The following is a 21,679-nucleotide window of genomic DNA, read 5'->3' on the forward strand; positions in this document are numbered from 1 at the left end:
GTTTTTCACCCTAAATTTTTCATTTTCGCCATAGTTTTCCGCAAGCGATTCAAAGCCTGTACAGATAAGGCTTTTTGATCATTTTCCACACAGTTATCCTCAAACTTATCCACAAAACAAACAATTGATTTAATTTTGTTAATTTTTCTATTTTGGATATTTTTCACGATTTAATCACAGCCTTTACGCTTAAGATTTCATCTAGAGATTGAATGAAATCATCACTCGGTTTCCAGTGATATACGCCTGCATTGGACTGCCCATCCATGCCACGTAGGTACAGATAACTTGCGCCGCCTAAGTGCTGTGTCATATCGTAATTTTTCATCACTGCTGACAAATAACGATGTAAAGCCACTAGATACAAAGCCGCCTGTAACCAGTAACTGGAATGGCTCATACTTTCACGTATATGCGCCTGATCATAATGTGCCGTCTGTTCACCTAAAAAATTACTTTTATAATCGGCAATGTGATAACGCTGCCCATCAAAATACACCAAGTCGATTGAGCCTGTGAGATAACGTGCTGTAAACACATCGTTCAAGTCTTGAATCAACAAATCGGGTTCATTCAGGCTTTCAAATAAGGCACGAATTTTCCGAATACCAAGTGCCCGATCTGCCAAGCTCATGTGAAAATCCATTTCTGAACGGTACTCACCATCCTTAAGCTGGTTCAGACTAAATCCAGCATGCAATGGCGTATGTATAATCTGGCTATACCAGTCATGCATGTCTTGAATGACCTGCAATTCATCTTGTTCAGGATGTTCAGTCAGCCCTTTCAGCTTCATCAGGTTTTGTAGCATTTGCGGTGCATCAAACTCCACATCACTATGGAATCGAGTTGCAACAGATTTATCTAACTTGTCATCTGCCGTACTGAATTTCACTTTTTCCATCAGTTTATGTAAGAAGCTCCCCGGCTTGGTACCTTTGGGGAAATTCCGTTTAATCCATGAAATTTGTGCTGTAACTAAGGCCTGTTGTAATTCAACCTGTTCTACTTCATCAGCGGCACTATCATCTGCTTCAGCCGTGGGTGCAGCCAATTGATCACGTTGCATATGGCCTTTCAATTCACTGCGCGTCAATGCAGTAAAACTGGTGGTTTCCCGTGGATAAAAGTTAGCTGCTGGAATAATTTCAGCATGTAAATCAGGGACTGCTTCATGTTGTGCAGCCAGTCGCGCTGGTACTTCTATCAATAAGCCTGCATCTAAACTTTCTGCATGTTGGAACTGACCTTCGCCTGAATTTCGCCAAAATGTTAAACCCGAGCGTGCTTCCGCTTGCTGTTTTTTTTCATCAGCATGATGGCGTAAGACTGCATAGACCCGATAACTGGCACGGGTCAACGCCACATACCATAAGCGATGATGTTCGGCAGCATTGCGTGCATCATTTTCTTCTCTATCATTTTCAGGTAAGTCCGTGGACTTAACCGCAATCACCCGTTCTAAGCCCAAACTTTTTTTCTGATTTTCTTTCAATGAAAAGTTTAGATTGCCCTTTTCACTCAAGCCCGCATTTGCACCCAATAAAAATACACAGCCAAACTCTAAACCTTTAGAGGCGTGAATCGTCATCAACTGCACACCTAAACTGCCGGTCAGTTTACGTTCTTGCGTGCTTTCATTATTGATCCCTAGATTAATTTGTCGAATGAACCATTGATATAACTTATGCGCCCCCGTGTAATGCTCACTTTGCTGGCTGAGTAATTCAGACAAATGTCTTAAGTTGACCACGGTACGTTCATTATCACGGCTTTGTCCTGCGACGAGACGCGTCCATACTTGAAACATGGTCATGCAGCTATTCCACGCACTGCGAAATCCTTGCTCATTCCAAATCAGTCGAATCTGCTCAAGCTGTTCGATGATGTCGCTTAGACCTGCTGGCTGCTGCTCAAGTTCAACCAATTTTTTCAAGTCATAGCCCAATAAACGACTAAGTAGGGCACGTTTGACTTTGGCTTCTTGATAGGGGTTTAAAATGGCATTGAGTAATGCTGCAACATCTTGTGCCACCGCACTTTTATAGACGCTTTCACGTGAAGCTTTATAACAAGGAACACCAAGTTGTAGTAAGCAGCTTTGAACCTGCTCCAACTCAAAATGGTTTTGTCCCAAAACGGCAATATCATCAGCAGTTAGCGCACGTTGCACGTTCTTTTCTTGGAAATACAAACCATCTTGCTGTGCCTGATTTAATAGATGTTGAATCTGCCAAGCCACTTGCTCTGCTTCAATCTGCTCTTCATCCAATTGTAACCAACGTAGCGGCTGTGGGTTAGCCTGCCCCGCATCCATTAAGGGTGGATGTTCGCGCTCTCCCGCTTGAATTGGGGTGTAATCGACTTGCTCGCCAAAATCCATTTGCCGATGAAACAAGGCATCGACCACTTGAACCAAGTTTTTTACTGAGCGGTGGTTTTTATTTAAGGTATAGCAACGACCGCCTTTGCTTTGAATATCATGGCGCGCCTTACGGTAGGTCAACATGTCGCCGCCACGGAAGCCATAAATCGCTTGTTTCGGGTCACCCACCATAATCATACAGCTTTGATGCAATCGTTCTTTGACCCGCCAAATACTGGACAACATATCGTCCTGATCTTGGTTGGTATCTTGGAACTCATCGACCAAAATTAAGGGATAACGTGCCAATACGTGTGCCGCAAAACTGTCTTTACCTGCCGAAGCAGTTTGATTCAAGGCTTCCGATAAGGTGCGAATTTGCTGTGAAAAAGTGGTTTCGCCCGCTTGATGCAACACTTGTGGTAAACGCTTTTTCACTTCCTGTGCCAAGTAGAAATTCAGGTATTGCTCCGCCTGATTTAAATTATCAAAGGCATTCAACAATGTACGCAACTGCATTACAAAAGCATGTTGATAAAAAGCAGCTTGAATCTCGGGCTGTTCTTCCACCACTTTGTCTTTAAAGGCACGATCTTTCCATATTTTCTTGGTAGGATCAAAAAACAAAGCACGTATGGCTTTTATGCCTTTTGTTAAGGCGTCGCTATCAGCCAATAGCCCCTGACTACCTGATGTTTCAAACAATTGCAGCAGTTCAGGTAAGCTGCTATTAAACAAAACAAAGAATGAACCTTTGTTAAAGCGTTTGGCGTCGACATAACCTTTATACACACTGTCTGCATCAAAACACGCTGCCAATTCAACCCGTGCAGTTGGCAACATCTCTAACAGCTGCTGACATACTGCCTCAAAATGTAATAAGGCATTTTCTGGCAATTCGGGTACACGCAAATCCACCGAAGGAAAATTTAAGCTTTCCTTCACCACCGCTAAATAGTGCTCTGGCCCTTTCAATTGATTTTTAAGCATCAAATATTCAATCAGATGTTCAGGTTGCTGTTGAATCCAATCTCTTAATAAATCATGCAATAAGCGCTCTATGTGTAGGTCTTCATCATCACTGATTTGTACCTGTTCAATCCGACCACTTTCAAAAGCAAATTCACGTAGTAACTTTTGGCTAAAACTGTCTAGCGTACCGACAAACAACTCTTCGTATTGCTGCAACACCACGTTTAAGCGGTGGTAGGCATAGTCCAAATGATGTCCGTGATCTTTAAGTACTTGCTGATATAAAGGATCATCAATACTGGCTTGTCGTTGCTGCAACTCATGTGGAGCTAGGCTCAATAAGCCATAAATAAAATCACGTGTTTCTTCAATCCGTAGGCGGACACGTGCTTTCAGTTCAGCCGTGGCTTTACGGGTAAATGTGGTGGCAATCACCTGATTCGGCATATAACGATCTAAAAAGATCCTCACCATCAAGCTCGACAGCGTATAGGTTTTCCCCGTCCCTGCTGAAGCTTCAATCCAGTGCAGTCCACTAAAAGTCATATCCGCAATTGGATTGGTCGATAGCTGCATGGCGTGTTGTGGCATATTCATTTCACCACCTCTAACTTTTTCGCCCCAGTCTCATCTTCATCCATAATACGGTAGAGTTTCTCGGCATAATGGGTACAAGACAACTCAAATAAAGCATCGGGTGCTTGTTGCTGCAAAATAAACTTCCAGTCCCGATGGTGACAATTGGCTTCATCTGACTCCAACTCCATGCCGCCAAAACTATGATTATTCAGCCACTTTTCTTGTAGTTTCGACATATTTTCCAGCACCACTTGCCCCTGCTCATTGGCTACCCAGTTGGCTTTATCTTGCCGCACCAAGGCCGCAGGCAATACAACTGGACGTTTTTGCGCATGCCGCCAAAGTCCCAACCACTGCGTTAATTGCTGCTTGGCTTGATCCGAACTCAGCCCTTTGCAAATGATACTTTTATCATTACAAATGACTTCTCGAATATGCGTTGTACCCTCATTGCCTAAGTCCAAATAACTGAGCCACAACAAGTATTCCAACCATGTTTGGGTCTGCCGTTTTGGCTTGGCGCTTGAGGCCATACAACTCAACCACTGCGTGGTTTGAATGTCTTCAGGCAAGGTGATATTCAGCAGTAATTGATCTTCAATTGCTAGATTTTGCTGTGTGATTGGTGTGATTGAACGACCTTTTAAGCGTTCTAATAATTGTTCTTGTTCTTGCAAACTGATTTTCCACGTCCCTGTACGAGTATGCCCCACAGGTAACACATCTTGGAATAAGGCGATGTCAGGTTCATGGATTTCAGCAGCATGTTCAACATCATGCGACTGCAAAGTTTGCGACTGTACATAGTGCTTTTGCAATAATTCACGCACCTGATACTGCTGCAATTTATCTAATAATAAAGGCTCTTGCTGCGGCAATTGATCGCCTGTATAGACACTTGCCACACCTAAGGTCTTTAAGTATAAACGCGCAGGAAATACCACATCTTTAATCCATTCTTGCCCATCTAAAACGCGCACATCCGTTTCTTCAGGCACAGGATAGTCGCGGTTTATCCAAGATTGGCGTTGCCCTGTTTGATCCAATATATGTTCTGCAACCGCAAACCATTGGTCTTTAAAGCGTAGCGGATTGCCTGCTTTGAAGCCATTGGGGTCAAAGGGTTGTAAAGGATGCACCTGATACAGTGGGCTTAATTGCTGCGGTACACGTAAGCCATCCAAATCAGTCATGGCGTCATGCGGCTGATCTAGCAGGTCTGGGCGAATCATTTTCGCTAAAAATTGACTAAATTCATACAGTACTGAAGATGGTTCTCGACTTTCACCATCATTCACATCAAAGCCATTGTAGAACATCCATAAAGACTTCCGCGCAAACAGCAAGGCATCCAAAAATGCGCCTTTGTCATCTTCTAAACGAGAGCGATCACCCAACACAGGTTTCAACAGTTCCATTAAATCAAAAGGAAGCTGTTGATCGCGACGTGGAAATTTCCCACTGTCCATATTCATCAAGACCACCAAGTCATACGGCACTTGACGAATTTTCCCAATATCCGCAAAAGTCACTGAACCTGTAGGTTCAGACTGTTCTGCCGCAGCATCAATGGATTTTTGAATTTCTTTTAACACCAGCGCGAGTGGCAACTGAAAATTTTCAGGCAAGGATTGCACTTTGTCACTCTGCGCATTGTATAAACGTTGGCTAACCGCACGCATTACACTACGAATATTATCGAAAGCACGTCCACTACTTTCAATAAACGGTTTTAAGTCTGCATCTAATTGTTGGAACCATTGTTGTACGGTTTTGCTATTGGCTTCTGGCAGCAACCAATCGCGGCGTGCACTAATGTCACGATAAATTCGAATCAGGGTTTGCACCAACTCAAAGTCACTACTTAACACGCCTGCAAAGCTCAATGTCCCTGCATAAACCTCATGTTTTGGAATTGCAACCCCAAGCACCAAGCGGTCTAAAGCAAATTTAAAGGTGTAGCGATAATCTCGGTCTTTTTCCGACAAATACGCCATCATATGCTGTTCATCTAAACCACGACGGAAACCTGCATGGATTAACAACTCCATCATGCGTTCCATTTGCACATGATCGAGTTGATACAGTTCCTGCACTGCATTTAAATTCAGCCAGTCGTGAAAATCTTCAGCCGTAAAACGTCCTTGGCTAATTTCAATCCGTCCGACAAAGGCTTGCCATGCATTTTCCACATCTTGACTGACGACCCCAGCAATTTTGACGGGGATATAAGGTAAGTCTTGTGCCGTTTTCTTCAGGCCACGTGTGGTGGAAAATACTGTGCGTATATGAGGTTCTAGCTCTTTTAAATTCGGCACTAAAATGAGCACATCACTTGGATGATGCGGCTCTTCTGCCGTCCCTGCTGCAAGCCAATGGACCAATTGATCACGTAATACTTCTAACTGACGTAAACTGGAATGACAGACATGAAATTGAATCGAATGATCTTCTGCTGATAAGGCATATTCGTGCGCGACAGGCTCTTCCAAAGTCATAATGTCATATTGAATTTGACCTAAAAGACTTGTTGGCTCATCTTCAGGAAATAGGTCTTCCCAACCATCGCCGCCCGACATATTCACCAAGAGGGCAAAATTATCGCGCGCGCGTTTGCCTAGACGGGTCAGCAATGAATGCTGCGACTCACGAAATTCAGCATTGGTGGTGTTTAAATAAGCTTGGATTTGTTCTGAAGTGACCTTTGGATTTCGCTCAATATAACGTTGCTGTAATTTCAAGTTATAACGATCTTTCCACACGGGATCGACCATATCGGCCCAGTATTCACGCGAAGGGTTGAAATACAATAAATGCACATCGGTAAATGCTGACAATCGGTATAAAAATTTCAGCTGTGCTGGTGGTAACTCTAAGGTGGTAAAGACAAAGATCTGTTCAGGCAAGCCATTATGGGTTTGATGACGCTCATCATCTTCCATCTCTGGCTCATCAAAACCTAAATCGAATTGCTGTTGTCGCTGATCTTCGGCACGTGACAGAGCAAACCAAAATTTGTTGTCAATTTCCTGCCGATCATTAAAGTCTTTTTGAAAAACATGATGCCAAAGCCAGCGCTGCCAATGTTCCAATTGGCTGGCATGTGTCGGTAAATATTCTTCTGCTTGCTGTGGCTTTAAGCCTGCCAATTGCAGAATATTTAAGGGTTGATTCTGGCTCCAGGCCCTTAACCAATCGGTATCACAATGCGGGCAAACCCAATGCTCAACCCCTTCATCTGGCGTATGGATACAACTGCCACGATAACCCATGTAATTGGTAAATAAACGTGTCACCTGTGCGGCAATCCAATACAACATGTCTTGGCGTTTGCTTGCGCGCTTCTGCAAGTCTGGAAGTTGGCGACTCGTGTCATACACGCGTTGGATTAAAGCATGTAAATCTTCTGGAACCGTCAGTGCGTCAAACTGATCGGAAGCAATGAAAGGTGATAACGTATTGTAAATTCGCCACTGCATAATCAGCGGTGGCATGTTAATCCCTTTAATTCGCTCTCGATCTTGTTCATTGGGTAATGCCCATTCATAGGCCTTCCACTGCAAACCCACAATTTTATGATGATGCTTAATATTCGCACTGATACTGATTTTTTCTGCAATCTGCTGTTTTAACCATGCAGCAATGGCTGGATCGGGCACCACGATATGCCTTTCTTGCAATACCGACAAAGCATTGGTCGACTGCTGTGCTTTTAATTGTTCAATTAAACAATCCACCAGTACTTCGATGCGCTGACTTTGAATTACCTGTATTGCCATGACTTACCTATACCGCCTGCTAAAACCAATACAAAACAACAATGATTATTTACTATACATTGCCAACTGTCTATGCGACTTTGACAAGATAAATGATTGCTAAAAATGCTTTGAAACAAGTATCTTAATGGTACTTTATGAGAAAAAATCAATATACGCGCAAGGGTATCTGCTTATGAAAATAGACAACATTCCAGACTCCATCGATCCAAATTTAAATCTGGAAATTATTCGTGCTGAATGCCTAGAATTAGTCAAAAAACGCGCTTATTTTTCAGCAGGTGCAGCCATTATTCCCGTGCCTTTTCTCGATGTGGTGATTGATGTCGGTATTTTATCGCAACTGATTCCAGAAATTAATGCGCGTTTCGGCTTAGCTCCAGATCAAATTAGTGTCTACGACCCAAAAACCAAAGAAATTCATTGGAATGAACTACGTAAACGTGGCGTGGAATTTTCAGGCTTTGTGGTTGCACGTACAGCTATGAAAAAATCACTTAACAATATTGCTGCCAAATACATCACTAAACAAGTGACTAAATTTATTCCGCTTGGCGGGCAAGTCGTGGCAGCAAGTTTAGGTTACTTCGTCATGAAAAAAGTTGCTGAAACCCACGTCGAAGAAAGTTACCAATTGGCAAAACGAATTCAACGTAAATTTCCAGATCAACCGACACCCACACCTGTAAACACCTAATTTATGATCAATCGAAAAAATCAAAAGCCACGTTAACGTGGCTTTTGATTTACGCTTTAATCGGCTTTGAGCTGTTTTAAAATGGTATTTAACACCTGCAATCGCGCACTGTGTTTATCATTGGTTGCGATCACATGCCATGGTGCATAATCGGTATCCGTCCGTTGCAACATATCTGCGGACGCTTTTAAATAGTCGTCCCAATGATCACGGTTTCGCCAATCGTCTGGGGTAATTTTAAAGCGTTTATGTGCAGTTTCTTCTCGCGCCTTAAAACGCGCTGCCTGTTCATCTTTATCGATTGCCAGCCAAAACTTGATAACAATGGTTTGACTGTTATACAAATCATTTTCAAAACGGTTGATTTCGTCATACGCTCGCTGCCATTCCACATCGCTCGCAAAGCCTTCGATACGTTCAACCAACACGCGACCATACCAACTGCGGTCAAAAATGGTAATTTTTTCTTCGGGTAAAATTTTATTCCAAAAGCGCCATAAATAAGGTCGGCGCAGTTCATATTTTTCAGGTGCAGCAATGGTATGAATTTCATATTCACGTGGGTCTAGTTTTTTCACGATCCGTTTAATCGCCCCCCCCTTACCTGCTGCATCCATCCCTTCAAAAACAATGACCACATTACGTGAATCAAAACGCAATGTTTCTGCCACTTTACGACTGAGTTTTTTGAGCTCTTTTTTATATTCAGCTTCGTCGGCAATCTCAGTGACAGGTGCCAATAAAACTTCTGGCACTTTGGCTTGTTTCCAACGTCCAGTGGCTTTTGTGACATGCTCAGGAAGATGTTTAAGAGTGCGTAAAATATGCTGGGCAAATTGTTGATTTCGCGCTTCTTCATTTTCACAGTCAATCACGATCCAATCATCAGTAAAGCGCTGTCGTAGTCGCTGCAAATTGTCATATTGTTTTTTATTGCGCCAATCTAGTCTATGCAATTTATGCCAACGGACTTCGCTCGGATCCATATCGTCCAGTCGTTTTTGTAAGGATTTCCATGACAGATCAAACCAAATTTTAATCACATCGACATGGTTGTTTTTAAGGTCTTGTTCATAGGCCCGCATGTTGTCAACATAGTCATCAAACAAAGTTTCATCGAGTGGTTTAGACACATGCATCGCTGTACTTAATAAATCACTATACCAATTGCCAAACATCACCATGATCTGCCCTTCAGCAGGAATGAAACGTGCGTAGGACTGCCAAAACGTCTGTTTTTGATCAAACATGACAGGAGCATCGGCTTTCACACGTAAGTAGCGCGGATCAACCCATTCGCGCAGTTGTTTCACTGCTTCACCCTTACCTGCAAGCTCAATCCCACTGACTAAAATCAACACACTTTTTGCATTGGGCTGACCGCTAGTATTTTTCAGTTGATACTGTGCTTCAATCAATTCAACCGAAAGTTGTTCTTCGTCCATCAATTGAAATTCTGTTTCTTTTAAACTCATGGCAGACCCTTTATTTTCATTCTGTTTTGAGTATAACCATGCCGTCCCTGCCACAACAATGTTTTGATTGTGTCGTTTAAAATAAGCAATGCGATTATTTCTGCAACAAACTGACTCAGTTTGCTGTGTAATTTCGTCACTTTGTCATAGCTCTAGCAGCAAACAGCGACTAAAATTCCAACATCTAAAAAATAATTGAGACACTCAATGTCCAAACTTGCGGTATTAGATGATTTACTTGAACTGTATTACCAGTTGAACTACCACAAAAAGCCAGAAATTTTACAGCGTTTACAAGAAGTACAGCAGTGGCAAAAACAGCGCATGCAGCGCACGCATGCCAAACAATTTGCTGAGAAGAATAATGTCCTGATGTCAGAATACTTTATAAATCGTTTATATGGTGGGCCTGACTTTGATGCACTTGCTGCTCAAATTGCACGTTTAACTCGTTATGCGCACAAAGCCGAAAAGCTGATTCCTGACAATGCCATTAAAACAGGAACATCGGGTGTGCAATTGGCGATTCTTGCGGTGCAACTGGATGAACAGGTGGCGATGCAACTGCTTGAGGACTATCCATCAAATCCAAGCTTAACCGATGAAATGATGCGCCAGACCTACCTTAAATTAGATCAAGGCAAAGACCGCAAATTACAGTTGCAGCTACTGGATGACTTAGGTCGTAATCTCGATAAATATATGCGCTCATTTATGGTCTACACGGCTTTTAAAATGTGTAAAGGCGCCGCACACAAATATAATTTTGATGTGATGTATGACTTCATGCAAGACGGCTTTTTGGCAATGAAACCATTGAAGTCGGCTGAAAAATTTGTCCGTGAATTTACTGCCATTGAACGTCAAATTGTGGATCAAGTACATGCAGGTGATCCAAACCCATTCCAACCTGCTGCTTAAAACAGCCCAGTTCCAGCCAACATCACACTCGATGTGATGTTGGCGATATTTAGGGCATTAATTCATATTTTTTATACGGGATTTGCAAAGCAGTTACAGCAGATCCTTATTTTTTCTGTATATTATTCACAACAAATGCAACTTGACTGCTGTATAACAACAGAGAATCTGTCATCATGCTTGCACAGCAACATTAACCCTATTTATAAGTTAGGAGTGACTCTAATGTCTAACGAGAATCAATCGGCTACCCCTACACCTGAGTCGGCACAAACTACAGACAAAGTGAGTCCATTCTTAACTGAGCCATTACCGCAAGGCACAGCACAAGGTCAGCAACAATCATTAGAACAACGCCTGACAGATACGCCTGTGACTGGTTCAGTACCGAAATATAATCTTCCACGTGGTGCCAATACTGGCAACGTCGGTGCGACCACACACTTTGGCTATCAAACTGTAAGCAGTGAAGATAAAGCGCAAAAAGTGGCTGAAGTTTTCCACTCTGTAGCAAGCAAATACGACATCATGAATGACTTAATGTCATTTGGTATTCACCGTCTTTGGAAACGCTTCGCGATTAACATGTCAGGTGTTCGCCGTGGTCAACATGTCTTGGACATCGCAGGCGGTACAGGCGATTTAGCTAAAGTATTTAGCCGTGAAGTTGGCCCTACAGGTCATGTCGTGCTTTCAGACATTAACGAATCAATGCTCAACGTCGGTCGTGACCGTCTTATCGATGCGGGTTGTACCAACGTCGATTTCGTTTTGGCCAATGCGGAAACTTTAGAGCCATTTGCTGACAATAGCTTTGACTTGCTCACAATTTCATTCGGTCTACGTAACGTAACAGATAAAGACGCGGCACTTGCTGCGATGTACCGCGTGCTTAAGCCAGGTGGTCGCTTATTGGTTCTCGAATTTTCAAAACCTGTGTTTGAACCATTTTCAAAACTATATGACATGTACTCGTTTACTGCGCTGCCAATTATGGGTAAGTTGATTGCAAACGATTCTGAAAGCTATAAATACCTTGCTGAATCAATTCGTATGCACCCAGACCAACGCACCCTCAAAGGTATGATGGAAAATGCTGGCTTCCAAAACTGTGACTACCACAACCTCACTGGTGGTATCGTTGCAGTACACCGTGGTTTCAAACTTTAATACCGCGGGCTGAACTATGTGGTCGATTCTAGCACTCGGTGCAGTTGAACGATTAATTCATCATGTGATTGATTTGGATGCGATTACCCGCATCCAGCTCAATGAGCTACAAGGTAAAATGCTGCGTGTGGTGATTGATTCACCGCAACTCTCAGTCGATGTATTTTTTGATGACCAAAAGGTTCGCCTTGAACCTACCGCAACAGGTCATAGTGAATCTGCATCGATTTTTGAACAGCGTCCTTTCGATCAGCAAAATCAAGCCACCAATGCGACAGCAACACTGCATGTCAAAACTGTGGTTGAGCTGTTCAAACTACTGCTTGCGGATGATGTCGGCAATATTCCACTGCAAGGTGATTATCACTTATTGCAGGATATTCAGCGCATCATGCAACTAGCTGAGCCCGATTTAGCATCACACCTGAGCCCTTGGATTGGTCCAAGCCTTGCGCATGAAATTGGTAAGCTGCAACTTGCACCAAAACAACTCAAACAAACACTACAAAGCCATCTATTCTTTGCAGAAGATGCGCTCAAGGAAGATTCAGGTTTATTTGCCCCACGTTGGCAAATGGATGATCTCAATCAAGACACCCGTATTTTGAATCAAAATTTGGACCGTGCAGAAGCGAAAATTCAGCAATTGCAAAGCCAAATTGACTCATTACAAGACAACACTTAAGACTAGGTATTTACAGATATGATTCCGCACGTTTCACGTTTACTCGACCTTTGGCGCATTGCTGCGCACTATAGACTCGACACGTTGTTTCCTGCGGAAGAATTACCTGAAAAAGCCCGACATATTCTGTCTTTTATTCGTATGCACCCTGCTGCATGGTCGAGCCGCGAGCGAAAAAATCCGCTCAAGCTCAAAGAAGCCATGGAAGAAATGGGGCCGCTGGCGATTAAGCTTGGGCAGTTGTTGTCAACCCGTCGTGACTTGATTCCACCTGAAGTTTTACAACAGCTGGTCATGCTACAAGACCGTGTAAAACCGTTCAGTAATGATGTCGCAAAAATGCGCGTCCAAGAATCACTTAAAGCCGATATCAATACCCTGTTTGCACGTTTCGATGAGCAGCCCTTAGCGGCAGCATCCATTGCTCAAGTCCATACCGCAGCTTTACATGATGGTCGTGAAGTTGTGGTCAAAGTCACCCGTCCAAACATTCGCAATCAAATTCTGCAAGATTTTGAAATTTTAGAATGGCTCGGTGAGTTTCTTGAAAAGCGTTTAGAAGCAGCCCGCGCTCTGCATTTGTCTGAAATTATTCAGGACTATCGTCAGATCATTCTGAATGAACTCGATTTGACTTTAGAAGCAGACAATACTCGCCGTATGCGTCACTATTTCACCGGTTCAAGCATGATGTACGTGCCTGAAGTCTACATGGACAGCCGTGATGTCATGGTGGAAGAGCGCATTACGGGTGTACCAATTTCAGACATTACGACTTTTGATCGTTTAGGCATGGATCGCAAAGATTTGGCTGAAAAAGGTCTGACCATTTTCTTTACCCAAGTATTCCGCGACAACTTCTTCCATGCCGACATGCATCCGGGTAATGTATTTGTCGAAACCATTAATCCAGCCAATCCTCGCTTTATTGCCTTGGACTGCGCGATTATGGGTGAACTGTCAAAGCACGACCAGATGACTGTTGCACGCATGTTGCTCGCTGTTATGAACAGCGACTTTATGCAGCTGATTCAGATTGTGCATCAAGCGGGCTGGATTCCACCAGGCACAGATCAAGATGCTTTGGCACGTGAAATGCGCCGTACGGTTGGACCGATGGTGTCTAAACCAATGCATGAATTGGACTTTGCTGGCATCCTGATTCAGGTCATGGACATTGCCCGCCGTTTCCATTTAGAAATTCCACCACAACTGATGTTGCTACTCAAAACTTTGGTGCATGTGGAAGGTTTAGGTACAGATCTATATCCAGAGCTGGATATTTGGAGTTTGGCGAAACCAATTTTGACGGATTGGATCAAAGCCCAAATGAATCCGCAGAAAAACCTCAAAGAACTCGGTCAGAAAATTCCTGACTTACTTTTAGGTGCGCAAGATTTACCAACCTTGATGATTGATAGCCTGAATGGTTTAAAAAATCAGTCGGCTTGGCATGCTAAACAACTCAACGAACTACAAAGCATGCGCCTACAAATGGAACATCAGCAAAAGCGCAGTTGGGTCTTTGGCAGCATCATGGCGATATTCTTGTCGATTGCGATTATTTCACCGTGGTATGTGTCGATTATTTTAATTGCCCTTTCTAGTCTGTTGGCTGTTTGGCGTGTATTTAAATAAATACTTTACTAGATGCAAAAAAGCCTGATTCCTCAGACTTTTTTTATGCAATAACGAAACTATTGCCCCCCCTTCAAGTTTACTTTTGATGAGCTTTGGACTCTCGAAGCTACGTTTTATGTCACGAAGTACTCATGCAAAACTACATTCAACCTATGCCATGACTCGTCAGTCATGAGTGGTAAGTTTCAGCCATTGGGTCAATTTTAAAACGCATTAGAATAACTCTACGACTGTATTTTTAATGGTTCATGATGACTCAAATTTTGCAAAAACGCCCACCTTCTTTGAATATACGTGCTGGTCATTTGGCACGCCAATTGATTGAACAAGAAGGCTTACAGGCTGCACAGGTCGATATTATTCCAGGTGCTGCGGGTGGACCAAAAGGTATTGGTATTCAAGGTCTCGACCAAGCCATTTTTGCAGATTTTTTGCCACGCACCGCACAGCGTCGTACCTTAATAGGCTCATCAATTGGCAGTTGGCGTTTTGCCAGTATTACGGCTTGGGGGGCTATGGAAGGCACGCAGCGTCTGTCTGAACTGTATACCAATTTATCTTTCCATAAAAAAATGAGTCGCCAAGAAGTCAGTGATGTTTGCCGTGGCATGCTTATTGATTTGATTCAAGGCAAAGAAGCTGAATTGGTGAATCATCCTGATTATCACTTGACCGTAATATCAGTCAAAGCACAGCACATTTTCCAAAGTGATAAAGCCTTGCCTCTTTTGGCTTCTGTCGCAGGAATCGTCGGTACCACAGCCATTGCACGTAAGCACAGTCGTTATTTTATGCAACGTGTGATTAGCCAACCTCAGTCAGGCACTCAATTCACCATCGGTGATGATGGTTTTACCACGCATTATCACGCCTTAACCGAACAGAGCGTGACACCGTGGTTAATGGCTTCGGCATCTATTCCGGGCATTATGGCGGCGATTCGCGACATTCCTGATGTTCCTCAAGGGAGCTACCGTGATGGTGGTTTAATTGATTATCACATTGACCTACCTTTCCAAAGTAAAGGTATCGTGCTGTATCCACATTTTACTGACAGCATTACCCCAGGTTGGTTTGATAAATTATTTAAACGCCAAGCCAATCCAGAAAATCAAGCGCGGACTTTGTTGCTCTCACCTTCACAAGCCTACTTGGACAGTTTACCTTTAGGTCGCCTGCCAGACCGCAAGGACTTTAACCTCAAAGGTTTAGACAATGCGCAGCGGATTCGAATGTGGAATCAATGTGTGGCAGAAAGTCAGCGTATGGGTGATGAATTTTTAGAAATGTTAGAGAAGCAGAATTTCCCCGCGTTTATGCAAGCACTCTAAGATTACAGTAATCAATCGGATGCCGCGCTATAATGCTGCGCATAATGTTGGGTTTTGAATTAGTTTAGATTTATGCGGATTTTTTTGATTTTTGTGCAGTATGCCTGCATTGCTTTTGCACTGTTCCTTGCTTATCAAGTCACAACGGCTTTAATGAGTGGAACATACGACTTAATGGAAATGGTGGCAGATGTCGGAACCATTTTAATCTGTATCGACCTCGCTGTATTTTTATTTAGCACCAAGACCAAACAAGGCATTAGCCTTGAAGAATATGCCAAACAGCTAGAGCAACCACCTTCAAAATTAGTCTACGTGACTCGTAAATTGGGTCATCTGGGTATTTTGCTGATTATTACCAGTTGGATCGTACCGATGATTCGCTAAGCAATTTTAAGCAATAAAAAAACCTCCCAAATGGGAGGTTTTTTTTATTTTAAATCTGAATTAAATCTCATCAAACCCACACTGTTTTAAATATTGATAAGTACTGTCATATAAAGCTTGTGGTCTAGTCCAATCATTCTGATCTGCTTTAGGTAAATAAATAACCATACCCTGTCTAGCTCTGGTCAATAAAACTCGATATGCATTTAACAGGTATTTCTGCTTTTCAGCTTGCCTTATATTTTGCCATCGACTGCCTTTAAAGGCTTGATATTGCCAGTATTGATCAAAGTAAAAATAATATCCCATGCCACGCAACTGTAATCTATTTCCAAACCTTGCACATCAAACTCAGTTGCAGTATCTTCCAGGTAATAAGAAGAACGTACATCTATTTTGGAATTCAAGAACCAATCCGCAGGCGTTATTTTATTCTTTACATCAATACCTTCGGCTTTTAAACGACGGGCACCAGAACTCGCAATAAGCCCAAAACGCTCAGAGCCCTTAGCCTTTCTTTTTAACCACTGTTTAGCAACATTCAAATTCCGACATAGCATTATTGGATAATGCTTATACATGTTTTGATAGATATCTTTAGCAACTTCGGCCTCACCATCTAAAACATGTTGAATCAGCTGTGAGACTTGCTCACTGCGGAATGACCGAACAGAAACATTAAGATGTAAATCTGCCTCATTTATACCATTCTCTTTGATCCATTTTTGTTGATTTGGATCTGTTAAATATACTTTTTCTTGTACGATTTTATCAGAAAAATAGAGATGCCAATCTGGGTACAAACGTTCTAATGCAGCCAACCACTCAGAAACGCCCGCTTCCCCTATATTAATTTCCTGCCCACCACCAATTAAACAAACGATCACACACCAATCTGTATGTCGATCCATTACACTGATGAGAAATTCTGGCTCGGACATTGAAAAATTATCAATGCCCTTTTTTTGCTTCATAAAGTTAGACACTTGTTCCTTTTGCCAGGCTCTTTGAGCTTCATCAAAAATAACGACTTTTTCGATCGGTACCTCATTTGACTTCAAATAATGATCACGAAAATGATGAATATTTTGTATAAAAGCTTTGGCTTCACGTTCTGCCTCAGATCGCGTCTTTTTTTCTGTTTATTGCTTAGCAAGTTCAACGGTATTTCGAACCAATGCTTCACGTAAAACATCAACTAGAGGACCATTTCCAGATAAAAATACAGAATGTTCTTGTTCATTTGTTTTTAAACACTGATTCGCAATATTAAGACCGGCCAATGTCTTTCCTGCACCTGGTACACCCGTTAAAAAGCAAATCGTTTTTTTATTCGTTAATTTTGCATCTTCAATAATTTGTTCGATCTTTTTCGAAGTAATCGCTAAATTTTTCGCACCGGCATCACTTCTAGAAATTTCATCCACTGTATGACCTTGATATAGCGCTTGAGCTGCTTCAATAATTGTGGGTGTCGGTTTATAACGAGACTTAACCCACTGTTTAATATTAAGTTGAGTTAGACCAGTAAATTGATCAAGCGCTTGTTCGATTACAACCCGCAAATTTTGGGTGTTACAGCATAAAGTATCTTGATAAGTGGATACCGCTGACCATGACTGTTCACAACTTGGAGCTTGGGTTGAAATTAAAAGAGGTATGACCCTTTGCTGATGACTACCTTCATGAAAATTCAACAAATCCAAACAATAATCTATGACCTGAGTCTTAGCATGTTGTGGGTAACTCTTTTCACCTACTTTAAATTCAATAACAAAAATTAAATTGCGTATCAAAAGAATATTATCAACACGCTTACCCATTCGTGGAATGGCGAATTCAAAAAAGATTTCTCCCTCATCTAAAAAATCCAATTGTTGTTTTAAAATCTCAATTTGTTTTAACCAGGCGTTCTTTTGTAAATCTTCCAATGCAAATTCATGCTGTAAAGCCAAAGCCCCCATAATTTGTTGTTCATTTGTATGTAAAAATTGTTGTACTGAACCCTGATAATAACTTCGTAACATTTTGATCTTCTAAGTTTATTTAAGCTTTGACTGTTTTAATCTTATATAAAAAAACCTCCCAAATGGGAGGTTTTTTTACGAGCAATTAAAGATTATTTTGAACCTTTAATCCCTGCTTGAAGTAATAACGCACCTAAACCACCAATTTTATTTTCTTGTGGTTTCGCTGCTTGAGGCTTTTTATGACCTTGTGGACGGTCGCCTTGCGGGCGTGCATGTTGTGGACGTTTACCCTGAGGCTTACGCTCACCACGTTGTTCCTGATTTTGACCCTGTGCATGCTCACGACGTGGTTGACGTTGTGGTTTCGCCGCAGCAGTGCCTTCAGCACGCATCGACAAGTTAACGCGGTTACGTTCAACATCGACATTTAACACACGAACTTGGACGATTTGACCCGGTTTCACTACTTTGTGTGGATCAGAAACAAATTCATTTGCCAGCTCAGAAATATGCACTAAACCATCTTGGTGTACACCTACATCAACGAATGCGCCAAAGTTCGTCACATTGGTCACAACACCTTCAAGTTGTAAACCTTCAGTCAGTTGACCAACTTCAGTGATGTCTTCACGGAATTTTGCTGTACGGAATTCTGGACGTGGATCACGACCCGGTTTTTCAAGCTCAGATAAAACATCTTGAATCGTTGGTAAACCAAACTGATCATTTACAAATGCTTCAGCATCTACTTGGCGGATAATTTCAGTATTACCAATAATGTCTTTTAGCGTCGTTGCTTTTGCTTCAACAATTTTCGCAACCAGTGCATAAGACTCTGGGTGAACAGCAGATGCATCTAGTGGCTCAGAACCATCTTGAATACGTAAGAAACCTGCAGCTTGTTCAAATGTACGTTCGCCTAAACGTGGTACTTTTTTCAATCCTTGACGATTGTCAAAACGACCATTTTCTTTACGGAAATCGACAATTTGCTGTGCGATTGATTTATTCAAACCTGCGATATAACCCAAAATAGCAGAAGACGCAGTGTTTACATCCACACCGACTGAGTTCACACAGTCTTCAACCACCGCTTCAAGTGTTTTTGCTAAACCAGTTTGGTTCACATCGTGTTGGTACTGACCCACACCAATGGATTTAGGATCAATTTTTACAAGCTCTGCAAGTGGATCTTGCAGACGACGAGCAATCGACACTGCACCACGAATCGAAACATCTAGCTCTGGCAATTCTTGAGATGCCAATTCAGATGCTGAATAAACTGATGCGCCTGCTTCAGAGACAGAAACACGGATCAAATTCAGATCTGTATTTTCAGCCATCATTTCAGCTACAACCGCTTCTGTTTCACGGCTCGCTGTACCATTACCAATCGCAATCAGTTCAACATTGAACTCACGGCATAGACGTGCAAGTTCAGCAATCGAACCTGCTTTATCTTCTTTTGGTGCAAATGGATAAATTGTGCTGTGTGCCAGTACATCACCTGATGCATTCACCACAGCCAATTTCACGCCTGTACGGATGCCAGGGTCAACGCCTAATGTGCAACGTGCGCCTGCTGGAGCAGATAGCAATAAATGACGGAGATTTTCAGCAAACACGTCCATTGCTTCAGATTCAGCTGCCAAACGTTTTTCAGTCAATAAAGAATGTTCAATTGCAGGACGAACTTTACCGAGCCAGAATAATTTTGCAGTTTGTTTTAAGAAATCTGCACGTGCTTGTGGCTGTGCTGTTTCTAAATTGTATTCAGTTTCAATACGTGCCAATGGTGCATCATCTTGACCATCTACTTTTAAGCCCAAGACATTTTCTTGACGACCACGGAGCATTGCCAATAAACGATGTGACGGTACTTTATTTAAACTTTCAGAGAAATCGAAGTAATCACGGAATTTCTTACCGACTTCTTTTTTCTCATCACTTGCCACTAAACTTTTTAACGATGCTGTTTTTGCAAATGTCGATTTAAGTTCAGTGGTTAGCGAAATATTTTGTGCCCAATCATCAATTAAAATGTGTTGAACAGCATCTAACTGACTTTCTGCATCAGGATAGTCTTCATGACTAAAACCGGCCAAAGCTTCTGTTGGGTCAATCGCTTCAGCAAAGATTTTTTCAGCGATTGGGCCTAAACCTGCTTCTTTAGCTTTAAATGATTTGCTAGTACGTTTTGGACGGTACGGCGCGTAAATTTCTTCTAGCGCATTTTTTGTTTCCGCTGCGTTTACGCGAGCCAATAAATCATCAGAAAGTTTTTCTTGTTCTTTTAGAGATTCGATCACCTTTTCACGGCGCTCAAATAAATCACGCAGGTAAGCCAAACGTGTATCAAGCTGACGTAATTGAGTATCGTCCAAACCTTGCGTCACTTCTTTACGGTAACGTGCGATAAATGGAACACTGGCACCCTCATCAATGAGCTTGATGGCAGCTTCAATTTGATTTGGACGTACGGCAATTTCTTTTGCCAACTGCTGAACTAAGTCAGTCATCGTATTAGATCCCTGCAAGGATAAGTTCTAAAAGCCATGATTATAAAGACCAAGACCATAAAATCCACAATTGTTTTTATAAATTTATTCTTGGTTTTTAATGCCAATTCACTTCAATTACACATTTTTTTACTAAAATGACTATGAAACAGCAAATTAGCGCACACAATGAGGCAAAGATGATTCGTACAACATGTATACATTTGGTATCTATGTCTTGATTTTCACTGCAATATTTGTTGCTTTAGAGCATGGTAAATCTATATAAATGAATCGTATACTCAAATTGAAATCGACTTTTGTTTACGATGACAATAAAGAATAAAGGAGCACGTCATGAGTTTAGTTGTACCTGCTGAAAAAACAGATTCTGTACAAGCCGAAACCGACCGAGTCGAACGCATTTTGGTTGTTGATGATGACGTACGTTTACGCACGCTCTTACAGCGCTTCCTAGAAGATAAAGGTTTTGTAGTCAAAACCGCACATGATGCGACTCAGATGGATCGTCTGTTGCAGCGGGAACTCTTTTCCCTCATTGTGCTGGACTTTATGTTGCCCGTTGAGGATGGTTTGAGTATTTGCCGTCGTCTACGTCAATCAAGCATTGATACACCCATTATTATGCTGACTGCGCGTGGTAGTGACTCTGACCGTATTGCGGGCCTTGAAGCGGGTGCGGATGACTACCTACCAAAACCATTTAACCCAAATGAGCTTTTGGCACGTATTCGTGCCGTATTACGTCGTCAAGTTCGTGAAGTTCCGGGTGCACCGAGTCAACAAATGGAAGTGGTGTCATTCGGTCCATGGTCACTAGACCTTTCAACACGTACCTTGACTCGTGAAGGTCAAGTGGTGACTTTAACCACAGGTGAATTTGCGGTACTTAAAGCATTAGTACAACACCCACGTGAACCATTGACTCGTGACAAACTTATGAATCTTGCACGTGGTCGTGAATGGGGTGCTATGGAGCGTTCAATAGACGTTCAGGTTTCTCGCTTACGTCGTTTAGTGGAAGAAAACCCTGCCCGCGCACGCTATATCCAAACTGTTTGGGGCGTAGGTTATGTCTTTGTTCCAGATGGTGCTGAATAAAAAATAAGATTAGATATGAGAATCAAGTCACCACCTCTCATGTCCGGAAACGCCATTCGCTGCTGTCTGAGCCACTTGAAATTGAAC

At 42.2% G+C, this 21,679-nt stretch carries 13 protein-coding genes and 1 pseudogene; 8 read left to right on the forward strand and 6 right to left on the reverse strand.

Annotated elements, in window-relative coordinates:
* Positions 1-5 precede the first annotated feature (5 nt).
* From B9T33_RS16425 to B9T33_RS00795, 3 genes are read right to left on the reverse strand one after another with little or no spacing between them, the layout of a single operon-like run.
* The gene (locus B9T33_RS16425) at positions 6-167 is read right to left on the reverse strand and encodes a hypothetical protein (protein ID WP_171263541.1); all 162 of its coding nucleotides are present in this window, start codon (positions 165-167) and stop codon (positions 6-8) included.
* A complete protein-coding gene (locus B9T33_RS00790; protein WP_086177063.1) occupies positions 164-3,934 on the reverse strand; it encodes a UvrD-helicase domain-containing protein in 3,771 nt (1,256 codons plus the stop codon). The genes B9T33_RS16425 and B9T33_RS00790 overlap by 4 nt, the downstream gene beginning before the upstream one ends.
* Positions 3,931-7,695, reverse strand: coding sequence for an exodeoxyribonuclease V subunit gamma (locus tag B9T33_RS00795; protein ID WP_086177064.1), 3,765 nt, complete (start codon positions 7,693-7,695; stop codon positions 3,931-3,933). Before B9T33_RS00795 ends, B9T33_RS00790 begins: the two co-directional genes overlap by 4 nt.
* 175 nt (positions 7,696-7,870) lie before the next feature.
* Here B9T33_RS00795 and B9T33_RS00800 point away from each other — a divergent pair, with 175 nt between their 5' ends.
* On the forward strand, positions 7,871-8,392 hold the full coding sequence (locus B9T33_RS00800; protein ID WP_086177065.1) for a hypothetical protein: 522 nt from the start codon (positions 7,871-7,873) through the stop codon (positions 8,390-8,392).
* Positions 8,393-8,448: 56 nt separating this feature from the next.
* Here the strand turns inward: B9T33_RS00800 and B9T33_RS00805 are convergent, their stop codons facing one another.
* On the reverse strand, positions 8,449-9,867 hold the full coding sequence (locus B9T33_RS00805; protein ID WP_086177320.1) for a phosphate--AMP phosphotransferase: 1,419 nt from the start codon (positions 9,865-9,867) through the stop codon (positions 8,449-8,451).
* 207 nt (positions 9,868-10,074) lie between these two features.
* Here B9T33_RS00805 and B9T33_RS00810 point away from each other — a divergent pair, with 207 nt between their 5' ends.
* The 6 genes from B9T33_RS00810 (at position 10,075) to B9T33_RS00835 (ending at position 16,002) form a co-directional block, all read left to right on the forward strand.
* Positions 10,075-10,788 carry an FFLEELY motif protein gene (locus B9T33_RS00810; protein WP_086177066.1) on the forward strand — a complete coding sequence of 238 codons (714 nt, stop codon included), beginning with the start codon at positions 10,075-10,077 and terminating at the stop codon, positions 10,786-10,788.
* Positions 10,789-11,013: 225 nt separating this feature from the next.
* Positions 11,014-11,958 (forward strand): bifunctional demethylmenaquinone methyltransferase/2-methoxy-6-polyprenyl-1,4-benzoquinol methylase UbiE, encoded by a 945-nt coding sequence (ubiE, locus tag B9T33_RS00815; RefSeq protein WP_086177067.1) that lies wholly within the window; start codon positions 11,014-11,016, stop codon positions 11,956-11,958.
* A gap of 16 nt (positions 11,959-11,974) precedes the next feature.
* Positions 11,975-12,643, forward strand: coding sequence for a ubiquinone biosynthesis accessory factor UbiJ (locus B9T33_RS00820; RefSeq protein WP_086177068.1), 669 nt, complete (start codon positions 11,975-11,977; stop codon positions 12,641-12,643).
* A gap of 18 nt (positions 12,644-12,661) precedes the next feature.
* The gene (locus tag B9T33_RS00825) at positions 12,662-14,281 is read left to right on the forward strand and encodes an ABC1 kinase family protein (protein ID WP_086177069.1); all 1,620 of its coding nucleotides are present in this window, start codon (positions 12,662-12,664) and stop codon (positions 14,279-14,281) included.
* 254 nt (positions 14,282-14,535) lie between these two features.
* Entirely contained in the window at positions 14,536-15,615 is a 1,080-nt protein-coding gene (locus B9T33_RS00830) for a patatin-like phospholipase family protein (protein WP_086177070.1), read from the forward strand.
* Positions 15,616-15,687: 72 nt separating this feature from the next.
* Positions 15,688-16,002, forward strand: coding sequence for a hypothetical protein (locus B9T33_RS00835; protein WP_086177071.1), 315 nt, complete (start codon positions 15,688-15,690; stop codon positions 16,000-16,002).
* A gap of 60 nt (positions 16,003-16,062) precedes the next feature.
* On the opposite strand, the pseudogene B9T33_RS00840 reads toward B9T33_RS00835, so the two are convergent.
* A pseudogene (locus tag B9T33_RS00840) lies at positions 16,063-18,029 on the reverse strand (DUF2075 domain-containing protein).
* A 92-nt stretch (positions 18,030-18,121) separates the two neighbouring features.
* Positions 18,122-20,491 (reverse strand): Tex family protein, encoded by a 2,370-nt coding sequence (locus tag B9T33_RS00845; protein ID WP_086177072.1) that lies wholly within the window; start codon positions 20,489-20,491, stop codon positions 18,122-18,124.
* 336 nt (positions 20,492-20,827) lie between these two features.
* Here B9T33_RS00845 and ompR point away from each other — a divergent pair, with 336 nt between their 5' ends.
* Positions 20,828-21,592, forward strand: a complete 765-nt coding sequence (gene ompR / locus B9T33_RS00850; RefSeq protein ID WP_086177073.1) for a two-component system response regulator OmpR — start codon at positions 20,828-20,830, stop codon at positions 21,590-21,592.
* Positions 21,593-21,679: the final 87 nt, after the last annotated feature.

This window comes from Acinetobacter sp. ANC 5054 (assembly GCF_002135295.1).
Lineage (GTDB): Bacteria > Pseudomonadota > Gammaproteobacteria > Pseudomonadales > Moraxellaceae > Acinetobacter.

Bases quoted from the DNA above. Each gene is read 5' to 3' on its own strand.
- B9T33_RS00790 (WP_086177063.1), bottom strand. From the start codon at position 3,934: ATGAATATGCCACAACACGCCATGCAGCTATCGACCAATCCAATTGCG.
- B9T33_RS00795 (WP_086177064.1), bottom strand. From the start codon at position 7,695: ATGGCAATACAGGTAATTCAAAGTCAGCGCATCGAAGTACTGGTGGAT.
- B9T33_RS00800 (WP_086177065.1), top strand. From the start codon at position 7,871: ATGAAAATAGACAACATTCCAGACTCCATCGATCCAAATTTAAATCTG.
- B9T33_RS00805 (WP_086177320.1), bottom strand. From the start codon at position 9,867: ATGAGTTTAAAAGAAACAGAATTTCAATTGATGGACGAAGAACAACTT.
- B9T33_RS00810 (WP_086177066.1), top strand. From the start codon at position 10,075: ATGTCCAAACTTGCGGTATTAGATGATTTACTTGAACTGTATTACCAG.
- ubiE (WP_086177067.1), top strand. From the start codon at position 11,014: ATGTCTAACGAGAATCAATCGGCTACCCCTACACCTGAGTCGGCACAA.
- B9T33_RS00820 (WP_086177068.1), top strand. From the start codon at position 11,975: ATGTGGTCGATTCTAGCACTCGGTGCAGTTGAACGATTAATTCATCAT.
- B9T33_RS00825 (WP_086177069.1), top strand. From the start codon at position 12,662: ATGATTCCGCACGTTTCACGTTTACTCGACCTTTGGCGCATTGCTGCG.
- B9T33_RS00830 (WP_086177070.1), top strand. From the start codon at position 14,536: ATGACTCAAATTTTGCAAAAACGCCCACCTTCTTTGAATATACGTGCT.
- B9T33_RS00835 (WP_086177071.1), top strand. From the start codon at position 15,688: ATGCGGATTTTTTTGATTTTTGTGCAGTATGCCTGCATTGCTTTTGCA.
- B9T33_RS00845 (WP_086177072.1), bottom strand. From the start codon at position 20,491: ATGACTGACTTAGTTCAGCAGTTGGCAAAAGAAATTGCCGTACGTCCA.
- ompR (WP_086177073.1), top strand. From the start codon at position 20,828: ATGAGTTTAGTTGTACCTGCTGAAAAAACAGATTCTGTACAAGCCGAA.